This is a genomic window from Nocardia pneumoniae NBRC 100136 (genome assembly GCF_000308755.1).
Classification (GTDB): Bacteria; Actinomycetota; Actinomycetes; order Mycobacteriales; family Mycobacteriaceae; genus Nocardia; species Nocardia pneumoniae.
Genome location: NZ_BAGF01000068.1, coordinates 14,001 through 29,141, shown reverse-complemented (window position 1 = coordinate 29,141; position 15,141 = coordinate 14,001). Strand labels below are relative to the sequence as shown.

Annotated in this window: 15 protein-coding genes; 8 read left to right on the top strand and 7 right to left on the bottom strand. The window is 69.2% G+C overall.

Features of this window, described 5'->3' with window-relative positions; translation table 11 throughout:
- Window positions 1-98 precede the first annotated feature (98 nt).
- Both ON34_RS21570 and ON34_RS21565 read right to left on the bottom strand, forming a co-directional pair.
- Window positions 99-713 carry a DUF1003 domain-containing protein gene (locus ON34_RS21570; RefSeq protein WP_040782190.1) on the bottom strand — a complete coding sequence of 205 codons (615 nt, stop codon included), beginning with the start codon at window positions 711-713 and terminating at the stop codon, window positions 99-101.
- Window positions 710-1,990: a magnesium transporter MgtE N-terminal domain-containing protein gene (locus ON34_RS21565; RefSeq protein WP_040782188.1), complete on the bottom strand. Its 1,281-nt coding sequence runs from the start codon at window positions 1,988-1,990 to the stop codon at window positions 710-712. The genes ON34_RS21570 and ON34_RS21565 overlap by 4 nt, the downstream gene beginning before the upstream one ends.
- 64 nt (window positions 1,991-2,054) lie before the next feature.
- On the opposite strand from ON34_RS21565, the gene ON34_RS21560 reads away from it, so the two are divergent.
- The 3 genes from ON34_RS21560 to ON34_RS21550 are packed head-to-tail and all read left to right on the top strand — an operon-like array spanning window position 2,055 to window position 4,100.
- Window positions 2,055-3,005 carry an HpcH/HpaI aldolase/citrate lyase family protein gene (locus ON34_RS21560; protein WP_040782216.1) on the top strand — a complete coding sequence of 317 codons (951 nt, stop codon included), beginning with the start codon at window positions 2,055-2,057 and terminating at the stop codon, window positions 3,003-3,005.
- Window positions 3,006-3,023: 18 nt separating this feature from the next.
- Window positions 3,024-3,515 carry a YflT domain-containing protein gene (locus ON34_RS21555; RefSeq protein WP_040782186.1) on the top strand — a complete coding sequence of 164 codons (492 nt, stop codon included), beginning with the start codon at window positions 3,024-3,026 and terminating at the stop codon, window positions 3,513-3,515.
- A 3-nt stretch (window positions 3,516-3,518) separates the two neighbouring features.
- Window positions 3,519-4,100 (top strand): suppressor of fused domain protein, encoded by a 582-nt coding sequence (locus tag ON34_RS21550; protein WP_083889614.1) that lies wholly within the window; start codon window positions 3,519-3,521, stop codon window positions 4,098-4,100.
- Window positions 4,101-4,107: 7 nt separating this feature from the next.
- Here the strand turns inward: ON34_RS21550 and ON34_RS21545 are convergent, their stop codons facing one another.
- Window positions 4,108-5,181 (bottom strand): magnesium and cobalt transport protein CorA, encoded by a 1,074-nt coding sequence (locus ON34_RS21545; RefSeq protein ID WP_040782210.1) that lies wholly within the window; start codon window positions 5,179-5,181, stop codon window positions 4,108-4,110.
- Window positions 5,182-5,424: 243 nt separating this feature from the next.
- Between ON34_RS21545 and ON34_RS21540 the strand changes: the two genes are divergently transcribed.
- The 4 genes from ON34_RS21540 to ON34_RS21525 all read left to right on the top strand — a co-directional run bounded on the left by ON34_RS21540 (window position 5,425) and on the right by ON34_RS21525 (window position 10,168).
- Window positions 5,425-6,279, top strand: a complete 855-nt coding sequence (locus ON34_RS21540) for a PHP domain-containing protein (protein ID WP_040782198.1) — start codon at window positions 5,425-5,427, stop codon at window positions 6,277-6,279.
- The gene (locus ON34_RS21535; RefSeq protein ID WP_040782185.1) at window positions 6,276-6,542 is read left to right on the top strand and encodes a hypothetical protein; all 267 of its coding nucleotides are present in this window, start codon (window positions 6,276-6,278) and stop codon (window positions 6,540-6,542) included. The genes ON34_RS21540 and ON34_RS21535 overlap by 4 nt, the downstream gene beginning before the upstream one ends.
- Window positions 6,543-6,593: 51 nt before the next feature.
- Window positions 6,594-8,138, top strand: coding sequence for an FAD-binding protein (locus ON34_RS21530; protein WP_051022947.1), 1,545 nt, complete (start codon window positions 6,594-6,596; stop codon window positions 8,136-8,138).
- Window positions 8,139-8,971: 833 nt separating this feature from the next.
- Entirely contained in the window at window positions 8,972-10,168 is a 1,197-nt protein-coding gene (locus tag ON34_RS21525) for an NAD(P)-dependent malic enzyme (protein ID WP_040782184.1), read from the top strand.
- 80 nt (window positions 10,169-10,248) lie between these two features.
- On the opposite strand, the gene ON34_RS21520 is transcribed toward ON34_RS21525, so the two are convergent.
- The 4 genes from ON34_RS21520 to ON34_RS21505 are packed head-to-tail and all read right to left on the bottom strand — an operon-like array spanning window position 10,249 to window position 13,740.
- Window positions 10,249-10,965 carry an ABC transporter permease gene (locus tag ON34_RS21520; RefSeq protein ID WP_040782182.1) on the bottom strand — a complete coding sequence of 239 codons (717 nt, stop codon included), beginning with the start codon at window positions 10,963-10,965 and terminating at the stop codon, window positions 10,249-10,251.
- Window positions 10,962-11,630, bottom strand: coding sequence for an ABC transporter permease (locus ON34_RS21515; protein WP_040782180.1), 669 nt, complete (start codon window positions 11,628-11,630; stop codon window positions 10,962-10,964). The genes ON34_RS21520 and ON34_RS21515 overlap by 4 nt, the downstream gene beginning before the upstream one ends.
- A gap of 13 nt (window positions 11,631-11,643) precedes the next feature.
- Window positions 11,644-12,792 (bottom strand): ABC transporter ATP-binding protein, encoded by a 1,149-nt coding sequence (locus ON34_RS21510; RefSeq protein WP_040782178.1) that lies wholly within the window; start codon window positions 12,790-12,792, stop codon window positions 11,644-11,646.
- Window positions 12,793-12,807: 15 nt separating this feature from the next.
- Entirely contained in the window at window positions 12,808-13,740 is a 933-nt protein-coding gene (locus ON34_RS21505) for an ABC transporter substrate-binding protein (RefSeq protein WP_373291958.1), read from the bottom strand.
- Window positions 13,741-13,935: 195 nt separating this feature from the next.
- Here ON34_RS21505 and ON34_RS21500 point away from each other — a divergent pair, with 195 nt between their 5' ends.
- On the top strand, window positions 13,936-14,829 hold the full coding sequence (locus ON34_RS21500; RefSeq protein ID WP_040782176.1) for an ABC transporter substrate-binding protein: 894 nt from the start codon (window positions 13,936-13,938) through the stop codon (window positions 14,827-14,829).
- Window positions 14,830-15,141: the final 312 nt, after the last annotated feature.

Below are 15,141 nucleotides of genomic sequence, written 5' to 3'. Positions count from 1 at the left end.
GTCACGGGAGCGGTTGTCCGGGACATCCCCTGCCCGGGTCGCTCAGGACAACGGTGTCCAGGTTACCCACCAGTCAGGTCGTTGTCGGGTATTTCCGGTCAATCATCGCTTATCGGCGGTGAAACCGGTGCCGGAGCGGACATTCGGCCGGAGCTTTTCTTGCGTCCCGCCTTTCCCGTTCCTTCCGCGCGAATCTCGCCTTCCGCTGATTCCGCGGACTCGATCCGGTCCAGAATTCCTTTTATTTCCTCTAATTCGCGGCGCACGTAATCACGTGTAGCCACCTCGCCCACCGCGAGGCGCAACGCCGCGAGTTCCCTGGCCAGAAACTCGGTGTCCGCCTTGGTCTGAGCGGCCCGCGTCCGGTCCTCCTCCAAGGCGACCCGGTCCCGGTTGTCCTGCCGATTCTGCGCCAGCAGGATCAGCGGCGCGGCGTACGCGGCCTGGGTGGAGAAGGCCAGATTCAGCAAAATGAACGGATACGGGTCCCACCGCAGCGTGACCACGAAGATGTTCAACAGGATCCAGACCGCCACCACGATGGTCTGAACCGCGAGATACCGTCCCGTCCCGAGGAATCGCGCCACCCGCTCGCTGCTGCGGGCCATCGCTTCGGCGTCCCACTCCAGCCGGAAGCGGCTTTCCAGTGGCGTCTCCAGGCGTTGACGCGCCCTGCTGTAGCCGATCCGCACGCCGGCGTCGCTGTCACTCATGCCCCGCCTCTCTCGTCGTTGGCTTCTTGATCACGCCAGTCCTCGGGCAGGAGGTGGTCGAGCACGTCGTCGACGCTCACCGCGCCGAGCAGGTGGTTCTCTTCGTCCACCACCGGACCGCAGACCAGGTTGTAGGTCGCGAAGTAGCGGGTCACCGCGGCCAGCGGGAGTTCAGGGCGCAGCGGCGACAGGTCGGTGTCGAGAATGCCGCCGACCAGATGGGCCGGTGGCTCGCGCAGCAATTGCTGGATGTGCACCGAACCGAGATAGCGACCGGTCGGCGTCGCGGTGGGCGGACGGACCACGAACACCATGGAGGCCAGCGCCGGGGTCAGGTCGGGATTGCGCACCCGCGCCAGCGCCTCGGCCACCGTCGTGGACGGCGTCAGGATGACCGGCTTCGGTGTCATCAAACCGCCCGCGCTGTAGGGCGAGTGCTCGAGCAGCCTGCGGACCGGCTCGGACTCCTGTGGATCCATCAGGGCCAGCAGCGATTCGGCCTCGCCCTCGGGCAGTTCGCCCAGCAGGTCGGCGGCGTCGTCGGGATCCATCGCCTCCAGCAGGTCGGCGGCTCTGCGCGTCTCCAGGTGGCTGAGCAGCTCGACCTGCTCGTCGTCGGGCAGTTCCTGCACCACGTCGGCGAGGCGTTCGTCGTCCAATGCGACGGCCACTTCGACGCGCCGCTTCTCCGGCAGCTCGCGCAGCAGATGCGCGACGTCGGCCGCGCGCATGCCCTCGAACTGTTCCAGCAGCTGTGTGACGTCCTGTCCGCGCCGGTCGATCTCGTAGGGGGTCAGGCCGGACACCCTGGTCCAGTCGACCACGTGCACGGTGCGCCTGCGTCCGAGCCTGCGGTGTCCGCGCACCGCCACCCGGCTGACCAGCCAATCCCTGCTGCGGGTCTGCTCGATGCCGAGGTCGACCACGTGCACGTCCACGTCCGCCAGATCCGGCAGGTCCGGGTCCTGCACCCGCACCAGCGAATCGACGATCTGCGCCAGCGCGAGCATCTCGCCGGGACGCTGGGTGAAGCGCCGAAGGCTGACGGTCCCGGTGTTCAGCGTGACCATCCCCGGCTCGATGGCGGTGACCCGCAGGATCGGCACGAAAATGCGCCGCCGGGTGGGCAGTTCGACGACGAGTCCGTGCACACGGGGTTGCTGGTGGTCGTAGCGGATGGCCACGACGACGTCACGGATCCGGCCGATAGACTCGCCGTCCGGTCCCAGCACCACCAGGCCGGCCAGCCTGGCGACGTACACCCTGGTTGCTGCCATGCTGCCAGGCTAGAGGTTCGCGAGCGGGTGTCCGACCCCCGCGCCACGATCGACGGGAGTGATCATGAAGCCGCGCCGTTCGGTGCTCGCCTGTCCGGGCAGCAACACGAAGATGATCGAGAAAGCCAAGACGCTGCCCGTCGACGAGGTGTTCCTCGATCTGGAGGACGCGGTCGCGCCGGTGGCCAAGGCCGAGGCGCGGGCGAATATCGTGGCGGCGCTGAACGACTCCGGCTGGGGATCGCAGCTGCGCGTGGTCCGGGTGAACGACTGGACCACCGAATGGACGTACACCGATGTCATTTCCGTGGTCGAGGGCGCGGGCGCGGCGCTGGACGCGATTCTGCTGCCCAAGGTGACCGACGCCGGTCAGGTGCGCGCCCTCGACCTGCTGCTGACCCAGCTGGAGAAGACCTGCGGCTTGGACGTCGGCCGGATCGGCATCGAGCCGCAGATCGAGAACGCGCTGGGACTGCGCAACATCGATGCGATCGCCACCGCGAGCCCACGGGTGCAGACCCTGGTCTTCGGTCCAGCCGACTTCATGGCCAGTATCAACATGCGCACCCTCGTGGTCGGCGAACAGCCGGAGGGCTACGACACCGGCGACGCCTACCACCACATCCTGATGACCATCCTGCTCGCCGCCCGCGCGCACGGACTCCAGGCGATCGACGGCCCGTACCTGCAGATCCGGGATGTCGAAGGGTTCCGGAGGGCGGCCGCGCGCACCGCGGCGCTCGGGTTCGACGGCAAATGGGTGCTGCACCCCGGCCAGATCGAGGCGGCGAACGAGATCTTCAGCCCGCGCCAGTCCGATTACGACCGCGCCGAAGAGATCCTGGACGCGTACGCCTTCCACACCTCCGCCGCCGGTGGGGCCCGTGGCGCGGTCATGCTCGGCGACGAGATGATCGACGAGGCGAGCGCCAAGATGGCCCAGGTGATCGCGGAGAAGGGCCGGGCCGCCGGAATGACGCGCACCACGCGTTTCACCCCGACGCCGGATCGGTAGCGATAGCAGAATAGAGACATGACGAATCCCTTGGGGAACTCGAACCGCGCGCGGCAGGGCCTTCCGACGCCCCCGTCGGGCTGGCCGGTCGGCTCCTACCCGACCTACGCCGAGGCGCAGAAGGCGGTCGACTATCTGGCCGACAACCAGTTCCCGGTGCAGGACGTGACCATCGTCGGCGTCGACCTGATGCAGGTCGAGCGGGTTCTCTATCGGCTGACCTGGGGCAAGGTGATCGGCGGCGGCGTGGTGTCGGGCGCCTGGCTGGGCCTGTTCCTCGGTCTGCTGCTGAGCCTGTTCACCACCAGCGGCGCGTTCGGGCCGCTGCTGGTCGGCCTGATCGGCGGCATCATCTTCGGCGTCATCTCGACCACGATCCCGTACGCGGCGACCAGGGGTCAGCGCGATTTCGCGTCCACCATGCAGCTGGTCGCGGGCCGTTACGACGTGCTGTGTGATCCGAAGTCGGCCGAGCAGGCGCGCGATATGCTCGCGCGGCTGGCCATCTGACGCATGGAAGTACTGGAGACGGTCCGCACCGCGGTGCTGGGCCATTTCGGGGTGGATGCCGCCGGAGTCGACGCGGCGTCGGTGACCTTCCTCGGCTTGGAGCCGATCGAGATCCTGCGCATCGTCGACGGCGATCTGGTGCACTACGCGACGCTGGGCGGGTCCAGGCACCCGATGGGCGATCCCGCCGCGCTGCACGCGGATCCGGTGCGCGGGCCGCGCGCGGAACTGGTGCTGACACTGCGGTCCGGCGTCGGCGCGAGCTCGGGGCTGGCCAAGTCGCTCGGCGTGCTGGCCGCCGCGCCCGCCGTGGAAGGCGTTGTGCTGCAAGCGGACGCGCTGATGGATCTGGGTGAGCCGATGTGGCGCGACGCGCCCTTCACCGCGGTTCTGCTCGGCGACAGCGAGATTCCCGACGTCGTGCTGCCCGAACCGGCCGAACCGGTGCGGTACTTCGCGGTGACGCCGGTGACGGCCACCGAGGCGGCGTGGGTGCGGGTGCGCGGCGCGCAGGCGTTGCGGGATGCCTGGCAGGAGGCCGGGATCGACGTGCGCGATCCGGGACGCGGCGCGGCCAGCCTGTGAGCCGCGGCTACAACCACTTGTTCCGGCGGAAGGTGATGAGCAAACCCCCGCAGATGACGAGGATGACCACCCACACCGCCGGATAACCCCAGACCTGCCTCAACTCCGGCATGTGCTCGAAGTTCATGCCGTAGATACCGGCGATCATCGTCGGCACGGCCGCGATCGCGACCCACGCCGAGATCTTGCGCATGTCGGTGTTCTGCTGCACGGTGACCTTGGCCAGCGCCGCGCTGATCAGCGCGCTGAGCGCCTCGTCGAAGTCGTTGATCCGCTCCGCGACTCCGGTGTGGCGCTCGCTGACATCGCGCAGATAGCGCCGAACCTCCTTGGGCACCGGCAGGTCCGGGTTGTGGCTGAGCAGCTCCAGCGGCGCGGCGAGCGGATTCACCGCGCGCCGCAGTTCCACCACCTCACGCTTGAGCTGGTAGATGGATTCGACGGTGACCTTGCTGCGCGGGGTGAAGGTCTCCTCTTCCATCTCGTCGATGTCGTTCTCGACCGACTGGGCCACTGCGATGTAGGAGTCGACGATCCGGTCGATGATCGCGTGCAGCACGGCGCCCGGCCCCAGCGACAGCTGCGCGGGGTCTTCCTCCAACGCCTTGCGTACCTCGGCGAGCCCGGAATGCTCGCCGTGCCGCACCGCGACCACGAAGTCGCGGCCGGTGAACACGACGATCTCACCGGTCTCCACGATCTCGCTGACGGTGTTCATCTCGTGCTCGACGTAGCTGACCGTGCGCAGCACCAGCATCAGCAGGTCGTCGTAGCGCTCCAGCTTGGGCCGCTGGTGCTTTTGCAGCGCGTTGTCCACGGCCAATTGGTGCAGCCCGAATGTCGCCGCGATGTCGGCCATCTGCGTCGGGTCCGGATCGTGCAGGCCTACCCAGACGAATCCGGTCGCCTCGTCGCGCACGCGCGCGAGCGCCTGCTTGTGGGTGAACCGGCCGGGCAGGCGCTTGCCCTCCACGTAGACCGCGCAGTCGACGATCGCCCGTTCGGTCGGCACCGGGATGAACCGCTGTTGCGGTGTTCGGCCGGATCCGCGAAACGACGAGAGCGGGGGAAACGACGGCACCCTGACGATGCTACGGGCTCGCGACTCCGCCTCGCTGGCGCTCGGCTGCGTCGTGCGCGACTGCGCGATGTGTTCTCGGTTCGCTCGCTGACGCTCGCTCACGACTCCGCCTCGCTGGCGCTCGGCTGCGTCGTGCGCGACTGCGCGCTGTGTTCTCGGTTCGCTCGCTGACGCTCGCTCACGGGTGCGCCGAAGGCCGCCTGCGCGTGCGGCGCGATGTCCCCACACGGTATGACTGAGGGCGTGCGTATCGACCTGCATACCCATTCGACCGCGTCCGACGGTACCGACACTCCGGCCGAACTGGTGCGCAACGCCGCCGCGGCGGGCCTGGACGTCGTCGCGATCACCGATCACGACACCACGGCGGGATGGGCGGAGGCGGTCGAGGCGCTACCGAAGGGGATCACGCTGGTCCGCGGCATGGAGATGTCCTGCGTGGGTCTGGGTGAGGACGGCTGGCCGGTTCCGGTGCATTTGCTGGCGTATCTGTTCGACCCGTCCGATCGCTGCTTCGCCGACGAGCGCGAGCGCCTGCGCGCCGAGCGGGTCGAGCGTCTGCGCGCCATGGCCGAGCGAATGGCCGCCGACGGACTGCCCATCGATCCGGACGCCGTGCTGGCCTCGGCCGGGCCGTCGGCGGGGCGTCCGCATCTGGCGCGAGCGCTGGTCGAAGCCGGTGTGGTGCCGAGCGTGGGCGCGGCGTTCACCGAGCTGCTCGCCCCGCACGGCCGCTACTACGCCGAGAAGGCCGATACTCCGCTGCACCGCGCGGTCGACATGATCGCGACCGCGGGCGGGGTCAGCGTCCTGGCGCACACCAGGGCGCGCAAGCGGGGCAGGCTGCTCGCCCTCGACGACATCCGCGACCTGGCCGGACTCGGACTCGGCGGGCTGGAGATCGCGCACCCCGACCACTCCGCCGCCGACCGCGCCCTGCTGACCGACCTGGCCGCCGAACTCGGTCTCCTCACGACCGGCTCCTCCGACTACCACGGCGCGAACAAATCCATCCGGCTCGGCGAATTCACCACCGACCCGGCGCAATTCGAGAAGCTGGTGAGCAAGGCCAGCGGAGTGCCGGTGATCGCCTCGTGAGACTGGTGCGCGGGCTCAGCGGCCTCGTCGCCGCGGGAACATTCGCGGGCATGCTCGTCGTGGTCGGCACCGCCGTCATCGCGGATCGGCGCGGGTTTCCCGGGCCTGGCGGCGAGTCGGTCGCCTGGCACGTGGCGGCCGCCGCCGTGGTACTCGCGGCGCAGCTCTACGCGGACCGGCATCGGGGTGTGGCCGCCGTGACCGGATCGGCGGTGGTTTTCCTCGCTGCTGGATTATTGCTGTGGACGCAATGGTGGAGCTGAGGCATCCGCTTTGGTTGCGGGCCGGTGAATTGTGCCCGAACATTTGTCTTTGTGGGTGAATTCGAGACGGATGTACTGGTCATCGGCGGTGGTCCCGCCGGTACCTGGGCAGCCGTCTCGGCCGCGGCGGCGGGCGCGACCGTGGTGCTCGTCGACAAGGCGCGATGCGGATCGAGCGGACCGACCGCCCGCGGTGCGATCTCGATCTGGCACGTTCCGCCCGGCCCCGCTCGGGACGAAGCGGTGCGACGCGGATACGCGCACGGCGGCGGGCTCGGCGATCCGGCCTGGATGCATCGGGTGCTCGAAGAGACCCATCAGCGGGTCGAGCAGCTGACCCGGTGGGGCCATCGGGTCTCCGCCGAAACGACGGGCGCGCCGACGCGGCGGGTCTATCTCGACGGCGCCGGGTACCTGCGGCGGATGCGGCGCGTCGTGCGGGAAGCGGGGGTCCGCGTCCTCGATCATCATCCCGCGCTGCAGTTGATGGTCGATCGCGACGGGGTGGTTGCGGGCGCCACCGGGCTCCAGCACCACAACGGGTTCCGGCGCTGGACCGTGCGCGCGGGTGCCGTCGTGGTCGCCACCGGTGGCTGCGCGTTCCTGTCCGGCGGAACCGGCACCGACGTGGACACCGGCGACGGACTGCTGTTAGCCGCGGAGGCAGGCGCCGAGCTGTCCGGGATGGAGTTCTCCAGTGCCTACGGGCTGACCCCGGTAGGGCATACCGAACCGGCCGCGCAGCCGAGTCTCGCGCTGCACTTCGCCGCCCTCTACGACGAGTCCGGCAATGAGCTGCCAGGGCACGGCTCGGCTGCGCTCGCGGTCATCGCCGATGGTCGCCGGGTGTTCGCCGCGCTCGACGACGCGCCGGTCGCCGGGCACGCTCGGCTGACGCGCAATGGGGTCGCCGACCGGGCGCGGCGGGTGCCGCTGCGTGCGGTTCTGGAGGGCACGGTGCGCGGCACCGGGGGACTGCGCGTCACCGGAGCGGACTGCGCCACGACCGTCGCGGGTCTGTTCGCCGCGGGTGACGTCGCCAGCCGCGAGGCGATCACCGGTGCGGTGAGCGGGTTCAGCGGGCTGAGTGGCGCGTGGGCCATCGCCTCCGGCGTGTGGGCGGGCGCGGGCGCGGCGACGTTCGCCCGTGCTGCCGACCGGCGCGCTCCGGCGCACGAGGTGCTGGGGGCCGGGCTGGGCGCCGTGGCGCGGATAGACCCGAGGGCGGTGGTCGGGCTCGTGCAGGAGCACACCTTGCCGCTGCGGCGCAGCTACTGGCGCAGCGCGGGCAGCCTGCGCGACAGCATCCGCGAATTGGACGCGATGTGGCCCGGCGCGGAGTTCGATCTCGGCGGAAGCGGTGTGGATCGCCTGCGTGCCCGGCAGGCCGCCGCGCTGCTCGCCGTGGCGCGGTGGACGAAATACAGCGCGCTGACGCGCACCGAGAGCCGGGGCATGCACCGCCGCACCGATCATCCTGGCGCCACCGATCATTGGCGTGTGCGGCTGATATCGGGCGGGGTGCGGAACGTGTGGGTGCGTCCGGATGCGCCGACGACGACGGCGGAGGAACAGGCGCGCGATATCGTCGCCTAGAAGCAGTAGTGCGGGCTTCGCCTCGGGTACGCGTGGGGTCGACAAAGGGTTGGGGCCGCCGTGGGCGCAGTCGAGCGAGATCCGTCCGTTTCCGCGTCAATGCTGGGGCAGGGCGAGATTTCCTGTAGTTCGAGCGTCGGTCGAGCGAAGACTGAGGCAGCCGCACGATGGGCGCAGTCGGAGAAGATTCGTCTGCAGTCCCCGTCATGTCGAGCGAACGCGGAGGCACCGGCGCGACGAGCGCAGTCGGACAAGGTAGCGCGTGTCGGGTCGCGCGAAGGGTGAAGCAGTCGCATAATGGGCGCGGCCGGGCGGAGTTCGTCGGCAATCCGCGCCGGGCCGAGGGGGAGGCCGAGGCACCGCCGAGGTCTCACACGCACAGGGTTCCGGTCGGTGCGACAACTCACCGCGTCACGGCCCTGAGATGCGAGTTTCCGCTTACCTCACGGTAATTCCCGCACCCTACCGTGAAATGATGACGCGCGACACAGCCCAAGGGGAACCGGTTTGGCAAGTCGCCCACCGGGCTGGCAGAATGTGTCGGATTCCTTACCTATGCCACCGCCGGGTAGGGGAGTTACGGAGGCCTTCGCCTCGCGACGTACCGTCGCGGCCCGAGGGATCACACCGCATGTTCTATCCGGACCCACCCGTCCGGTTCTTGCTTCGCGGATCAGTGCCGCGCCATGCCATCGAATCGGCAAGCCGTGTTCGCTCGCAGCCGCTCGAAACATCCCGGTCAGCGCACTCGATGAGCGTAGTGAAACGTCTTATACCCATTACCCGGTGGTAACCGTCCCCCGGTTTAGCCCGACCCGAGCAGGAGTGAAATCGTGTCACCTGTGACTGACGCACCGAATGCCACCGCAAGCCTTTCCGAAATCACCAACGACGAAATTTTCGCGGGACATCTCGGCGGCAAGCTCTCGGTCGAACTCAGCGCGCCGTTGGAGACCCAGCGCGACCTCTCCATCGCCTACACGCCGGGCGTCGCCCAGGTGAGCCGGGCGATCGCGGAGGACGCGGCGCTGGCCAAGCGCTACACCTGGACCGATCGGCTCGTGGTCGTGGTCAGCGACGGCACCGCCGTGCTCGGACTCGGTGACATCGGCCCGCGCGCCTCGCTGCCGGTGATGGAGGGCAAGGCCGCGCTGTTCAAGAAGTTCGCCGGACTGGACTCGATCCCGATCGTGCTGGACACCAAGGACGTCGACGAGATCGTCGAGACGCTGATCCGCCTGCGCCCGAGCTTCGGCGCGGTCAACCTGGAGGACATCTCCGCGCCCCGCTGCTTCGAGATCGAGAAGCGCGTCATCGAGGCGCTGGACTGCCCGGTCATGCACGACGACCAGCACGGCACCGCCATCGTGGTGCTGGCCGCTCTCAACGGTGCGGCCAAGGTGCAGGGCCGCGGCATCGAGGGCCTGAAGGTCGTGGTGTCCGGCGCGGGCGCCGCCGGTGTGGCGTGCACGAACATCCTGCTCGCCGCCGGTGTCCGGGACGTCACCGTGCTCGACTCCAAGGGCATCGTGAGCCGTGACCGCGGCGACCTCAACGAGGTGAAGGTCGAGCTGGCCACCCGCACCAACCCGCGTGGCCTGACCGGCGGCGCGGCCGAGGCGCTGACCGGCGCCGACGTGTTCCTCGGCCTGTCCGCGGGCTTGATCGCCGAGGAGCTCATCGCGTCGATGGCGCCGGAGTCGATCGTGTTCGCCATGTCCAACCCGGACCCGGAGATCCACCCCGAGGTGGCGCGCAAGTACGCCTCGATCGTGGCCACCGGCCGCAGCGACTTCCCGAACCAGATCAACAACGTGTTGGCCTTCCCCGGCGTCTTCAAGGGCGCGCTGGACGCGGGCGCGCGCCGGATCACCGAGGGCATGAAGATCGCCGCGGCCGACGCCATCCTCAGCGTCGTCCTCGACGAGCTGGGTCCGGAGAAGATCGTCCCGAGCCCGCTGGACCCGCGGGTCGCCCCGGCCGTCGCCGAGGCGGTCGCGGCCGCGGCCCGCGCCGAGGGTGTCGCGTAAGGCGAGTCTTCCGCGCAGAGACCAAGGGCGCCCCGTTCGCATCGAACGAGGCGCCCTTGTCGTCGGGGCGGCATGAATTCTCAGTCCGCGGTCCGCAAATCCGTGGCGGGAGCGATTGCCAGCCGCGGTGATCGGCGCAAACGGCCGGTCCCCGGCGTGCTGGCCCATACCGTGAACGCGAGCAGACCGTCCAGCAGCATCGCGAGGACCGCGACCAGCAGCGCGCCGACGAGTACGCGGTCGTAGCGGTAGAGACTGATGCCGTCGAAGATGTAGCGGCCCAGTCCGCCGAGGTTGACGTAGGCGGCGATGGTCGCCGTGGCCACCACTTGGAGCGTGGCGCCGCGCAGACCGGTGAGCAGGATGGGCAGCGCGTTGGGCACTTCCACCCGGAACAGGATCTGCCGCTCGGTCATGCCCATGGCGCGCGAGGCGTCCACGACATCGGCCGGGACGTTGGCGATTCCGGCGTACGCGCCCGCCAGCAGCGGCGGGATGCCGACCGTGACCAGCGCCAGCAGCGGCGGGACCAGCCCGAGCCCGAGCAGCAGCACCACGAACGTCAGCAGGCCCAGTGTCGGTAGCGCGCGCATCGCATTGGCGAAGCCGACCACGACCGCCGCTCCGCGCCGGGTGTGGCCGATGACCAGGCCGAGCGGCACCGCGATCGCCGCCGAGACGGCGACGGTCAGGAGGCTGTACCACAGGTGCTGGACGATGCGGGTTTCGATGCCCGATGGTCCGCCCCAGTTGGCGCCGTTGGTGAGGTAGTGCCAGGCGTCGATGAAAAGGTTCACGCGGCCCCGCCTTTCGCTTTACCCATCCTGGCGTCCGCGCGCACCCACGGTGTCGACAAACGGCCGAGGGCATACACCACGCGGTCGGCGAGCAGCGCGAGTGCCAGCGTCACGATGATGCCGGCGATGATCTCGTCCGGATAGTCACGCTGATAGCCCTGAGTGAACAGCTTGCCGAGCCCGCCGACGCCGATCAGCGCGCCGACCGACACCATCGCGATATTGGTCACCACCACCACTCGCAGGCTGGACACGAAAACGGGAACGGCGAGTGGCATATCCACGGTGAGCGTGCGGCGCAGCGGGCTGTAGCCGACCGCGTCGGCCGCGTCGAGCACGGTGACCGGTACCGAATCCAGGGCCGCCGGAACCGCGATGACCAGCAGCGCCGTGGAATACACGGTGAGCGCGATGATCACGTTCAGCGGGTCGATGGTCGAAATCCCCACCAGCGGAGGGATGATCACGAACAACGCCAGCGACGGAATGGTGTACGCCAGGCTCGCCGCGGTCACCGTGACCCGCCGCAGCCACGACACCCGCCGCACCAGCGCTCCGACCGGGACCGCGATCACCAGCGCCAGCAGCAGCGGTACCAGCGCGAGGTAAAGGTGGGTCGCGGTGAACCCCATGATCTCCGCGAAGTTCTCCACGAGATATTTCATGTCGCTCTCCGGCTCACGGCACGTGCTGTTCGAAGAAGTGCCGGTTGCGTTCGGCGTCCTCGTGCGCACGCTGACCCGCCAACTGTTCGAGCACTTCGGTGGCCAGCACGCCGCCGCGCACGGCACCGGAATCGTCCACGGCGACACCGATTCCGGACGGCGCGGAGATCGCGGCGTCCAGTGCCTGACGCAGGTCACCGGCCGGGGTGAACAGCGAACCGCCCGCCGACATGCTGTCGGTCAGCGCGCGCCCGGCGCGTAAGCCCTCGACGCCGGTCACGTCCACCCAGCCGAGCGGCTTACCCGCCGCGTCGACCACCAGCACCCACTCGCCCGCGTCCAGCCGCAGCGCGGTCACCTCGTCCGCGACGGCGGTCGGAATCTCGTGCAGCGGTATGTTTTTCGCGGTGCGGAAGGACAGCCCGCGATAGCCGCGGTCGCGGCCGACGAAATCGGCGACGAAATCGGTGGCGGGCTGGGCCAGCAAATGCTGCGGCGGGTCGTACTGCTGGAGCACGCCGCCGCGGCCGAACACCGCCACCCGATCGCCGAGGGTGATCGCTTCGTCGATGTCGTGCGTGACGAACACGATGGTCTTGTGCAATTCGGCCTGTAGTCGTTGCATTTCGACCTGCAATTCGGCGCGCACAACCGGGTCGACGGCGCTGAACGGCTCGTCCATCAGCAGAATCGGCGGGTCCGCGGCCAGCGCGCGGGCCACGCCGACGCGCTGCTGCTGCCCTCCGGAAAGCTGCGCCGGGTAGCGACCGGCCAGCGACCGGTCAAGGCCGACCCGGTCCAGCACCTCGAGCGCGGCGGCGCGGGCGGCGCGGCGCGAGTCGCCGCGCAGCACCGGGACGGTCGCCACGTTGTCGAGGACCGTCCGGTGCGGCAGCAGGCCGCCGCTCTGGATGACGTACCCGATGCCGAGGCGCAGACGCACCGGGTCTACCGTCGAAATATCCTGTCCGGCAATGCTGATCGTGCCGGAGCTGGGGACGATCATGCGGTTGATCATTCGCATCGAGGTCGTCTTGCCGCAGCCGGACGGACCGACGAACACGGTGAACGACCCGGATTCGATGCGCAGGTCGAGGTCGGCGACCGCGTGCGTGCCGTCCGGATAGGTCTTGCCGACCCCGGAGAACTCGATATCGGACAACAGTTCTTCCCCTCCCTAGCCGACCGGCTTGTTCAGCCCCTGAGCGGCGACCCAGGCCGTGGCCGCGGCCTTCGGCTCGGTCTTGCTGGTACCGGAGACGGCCTCGTTCAGCTTGATCAGCTCCGCGGTGGTGAGCTTCGCCGACACCGCGTTCAGCGCGGCCAGCGCTTTGTCCGACTTCTTCGCCGCGTTGAGCAGCGGGACGACGTTCTGCGCGGGGAAGTTGTGCTTGGGGTCTTGCAGCACGACGAGGTTGTTCTGCGCGATGGCGGGCGAGGTGGTGAAGATGTTGGCCGCGGTCACCTGCCCCTCGACCAGCGCGCGGACCGTGGCCGGGCCGCCGCCGTCGGCGATCGGCACGAAGTTGTTCGCGGCGATGTCGAGGTTGTAGTTCTTCTTCAGGCCGGGCAGGCCGCCGGGGCGCTCCTGGAATTCGGCGGGCGCGCCGAACTTCACCTCGGCCGAGTGCGCGGCCAGGTCGCCGATGGTGCGCAGGTTCCAGCGTTCGGCGGTGGCGCGGGTGACCACGACGGCGTCGGAATCCTCACCGGGCGCGGGCGTGCCGATGGCCAGGCCGTCGCCGAGCGCCGCGCCGAGCGCGCTGTCGATGTCCGCGGCGCTGGTGGCGGTGGCGTTCTTGTCCAGGTACTGCAGCAGATTGCCGGTGTACTCGGGAATCACCGAAATGGCACACTGGCGTACCGCCGGGATGTAGGCTTCGCGACTGCCGATGTTGAGCTTGGTGTCGACGGCGAACCCGTTGACGCGCAACACCTCCGCGTACACGTTGGCGACGGTTTCGGACTCCGGGAAGTTGGCCGAGCCCACGATCAGCCCGTCCCCCGAACAGCTGCCGCTCGCGGCGAGCGGATCGGAATTGCCACACGCGGACAGCACCATCGCGGCGGCGAGGGCCGCGGCGGCGGCGAGGACGCGAGCGGCACGCAGCGCGACGCGCAGCGCGGGGCGATGATGCCCGGCAGCATCGAGGGTGCGGGTGGTTTTCACAGGAGTCCTTCCGACATGACGGCGGTGCGCGGTCTCGGCACCGAGCTGCCGCCGGTACATTCTGGTTGTCCATACTGCCCGCTTCCAGGTTTTAACGTTGCCTGCGTCGAATCGTCGGAGAGTTGGTGTCGCCGGATGGTGTTGGCCGCGTCACAGCGGGTGCTGGCTCGATTTCTGGTCCTCGCGTCCGTCGCGCTGGTCGTGTCCTGCGGGAACGATGAACCAGGGCCGTCGATCACCGTCGGGGCGGGCGACTCGGCCGAGTCGGCGGTGCTGGCGGAAGTCTATGCGGGCGCGCTGGCGCGAACCGGTGCGCGTACCGCGGTCGCGGCTCGTCTGGGCGGTCGCGCCGACTACCTCGCGGCGCTCGACGCCGACCGGGTGCAGGTGGTCGGCGAGCACACCGGCGCGCTGCTGGCCCATCTCGACGAGCACGCCACCGCTCGCCCACCGAAGAAGGTGGCGGACGCGTTGAGCGCCGCGTTGCCCGAGGGGTTGGTGGTCTCCGACATCGCCGACGGCACCGATCTGCGGCCGCGTGTGGTGGTCACCGCGGAGGCGGCGGCGCGCGACAAGCTGAAGTCCGTCGGCGATCTCGCACCCCGTTGCGGACGGCTGACCGTAGGCGTGGCGTCGGCGCCGGGTTTGCTGCCGCGTCCGGCCGCGCTCGATCGGGTCACCGGGTGCGACTTCGCGTCCACCGTGGCCTTCTCCGATCCGGTCGCGTTGCGAAAGGCGTTGCTGGACGGGCAGATCGATGCCGGTCTGCTGGCCGGGCCGCCCGAGCTGGCGCCGGGCGCGACCGAGGGGATGACCGTGCTCTCCGACGACGACTACGCCGTGCGCGCGGAGAACGTGCTGCCGGTGTTTCGCAAGGGGCTGCTCGACCAGCGGCAGATCAAGAAGCTGAATTATGTCGCGGGTGAGCTGACGACCGACGAGTTGGCGGCCATGATCCGGCGGGTCCGAGATGAGGGTGCCGCGCCGGGCGATGTGGCCCGCGGCTGGTTGGACGCGCACGCGCTGTAGGACGTCTGCGCGTCGATGTCGCCTGCGCGAACATCGCCACCCCGTCCGCGTGACCCCGAGTAGATGTCGGAAATCGTACGAAAGTTGTCGGCTCCGACACTGCCCCTCGAGCGGTGCTCGACCTAGTGTTCTTGTTGTGGCCCTGTGGGCCGCCTGACACAGAGGACTATGAGCAGTCCCGCATCCAGCAAAGGCGCTGGAGAGGCCGCCAACGATGTCGGCCGGGTCGACGGGAGCTGAACGAGAGGCCATCGAGAACTTGTTCTCGGTGGCCTCTCGTCGTGCATAGCTGTCGGACAGGAAATGTGTGGC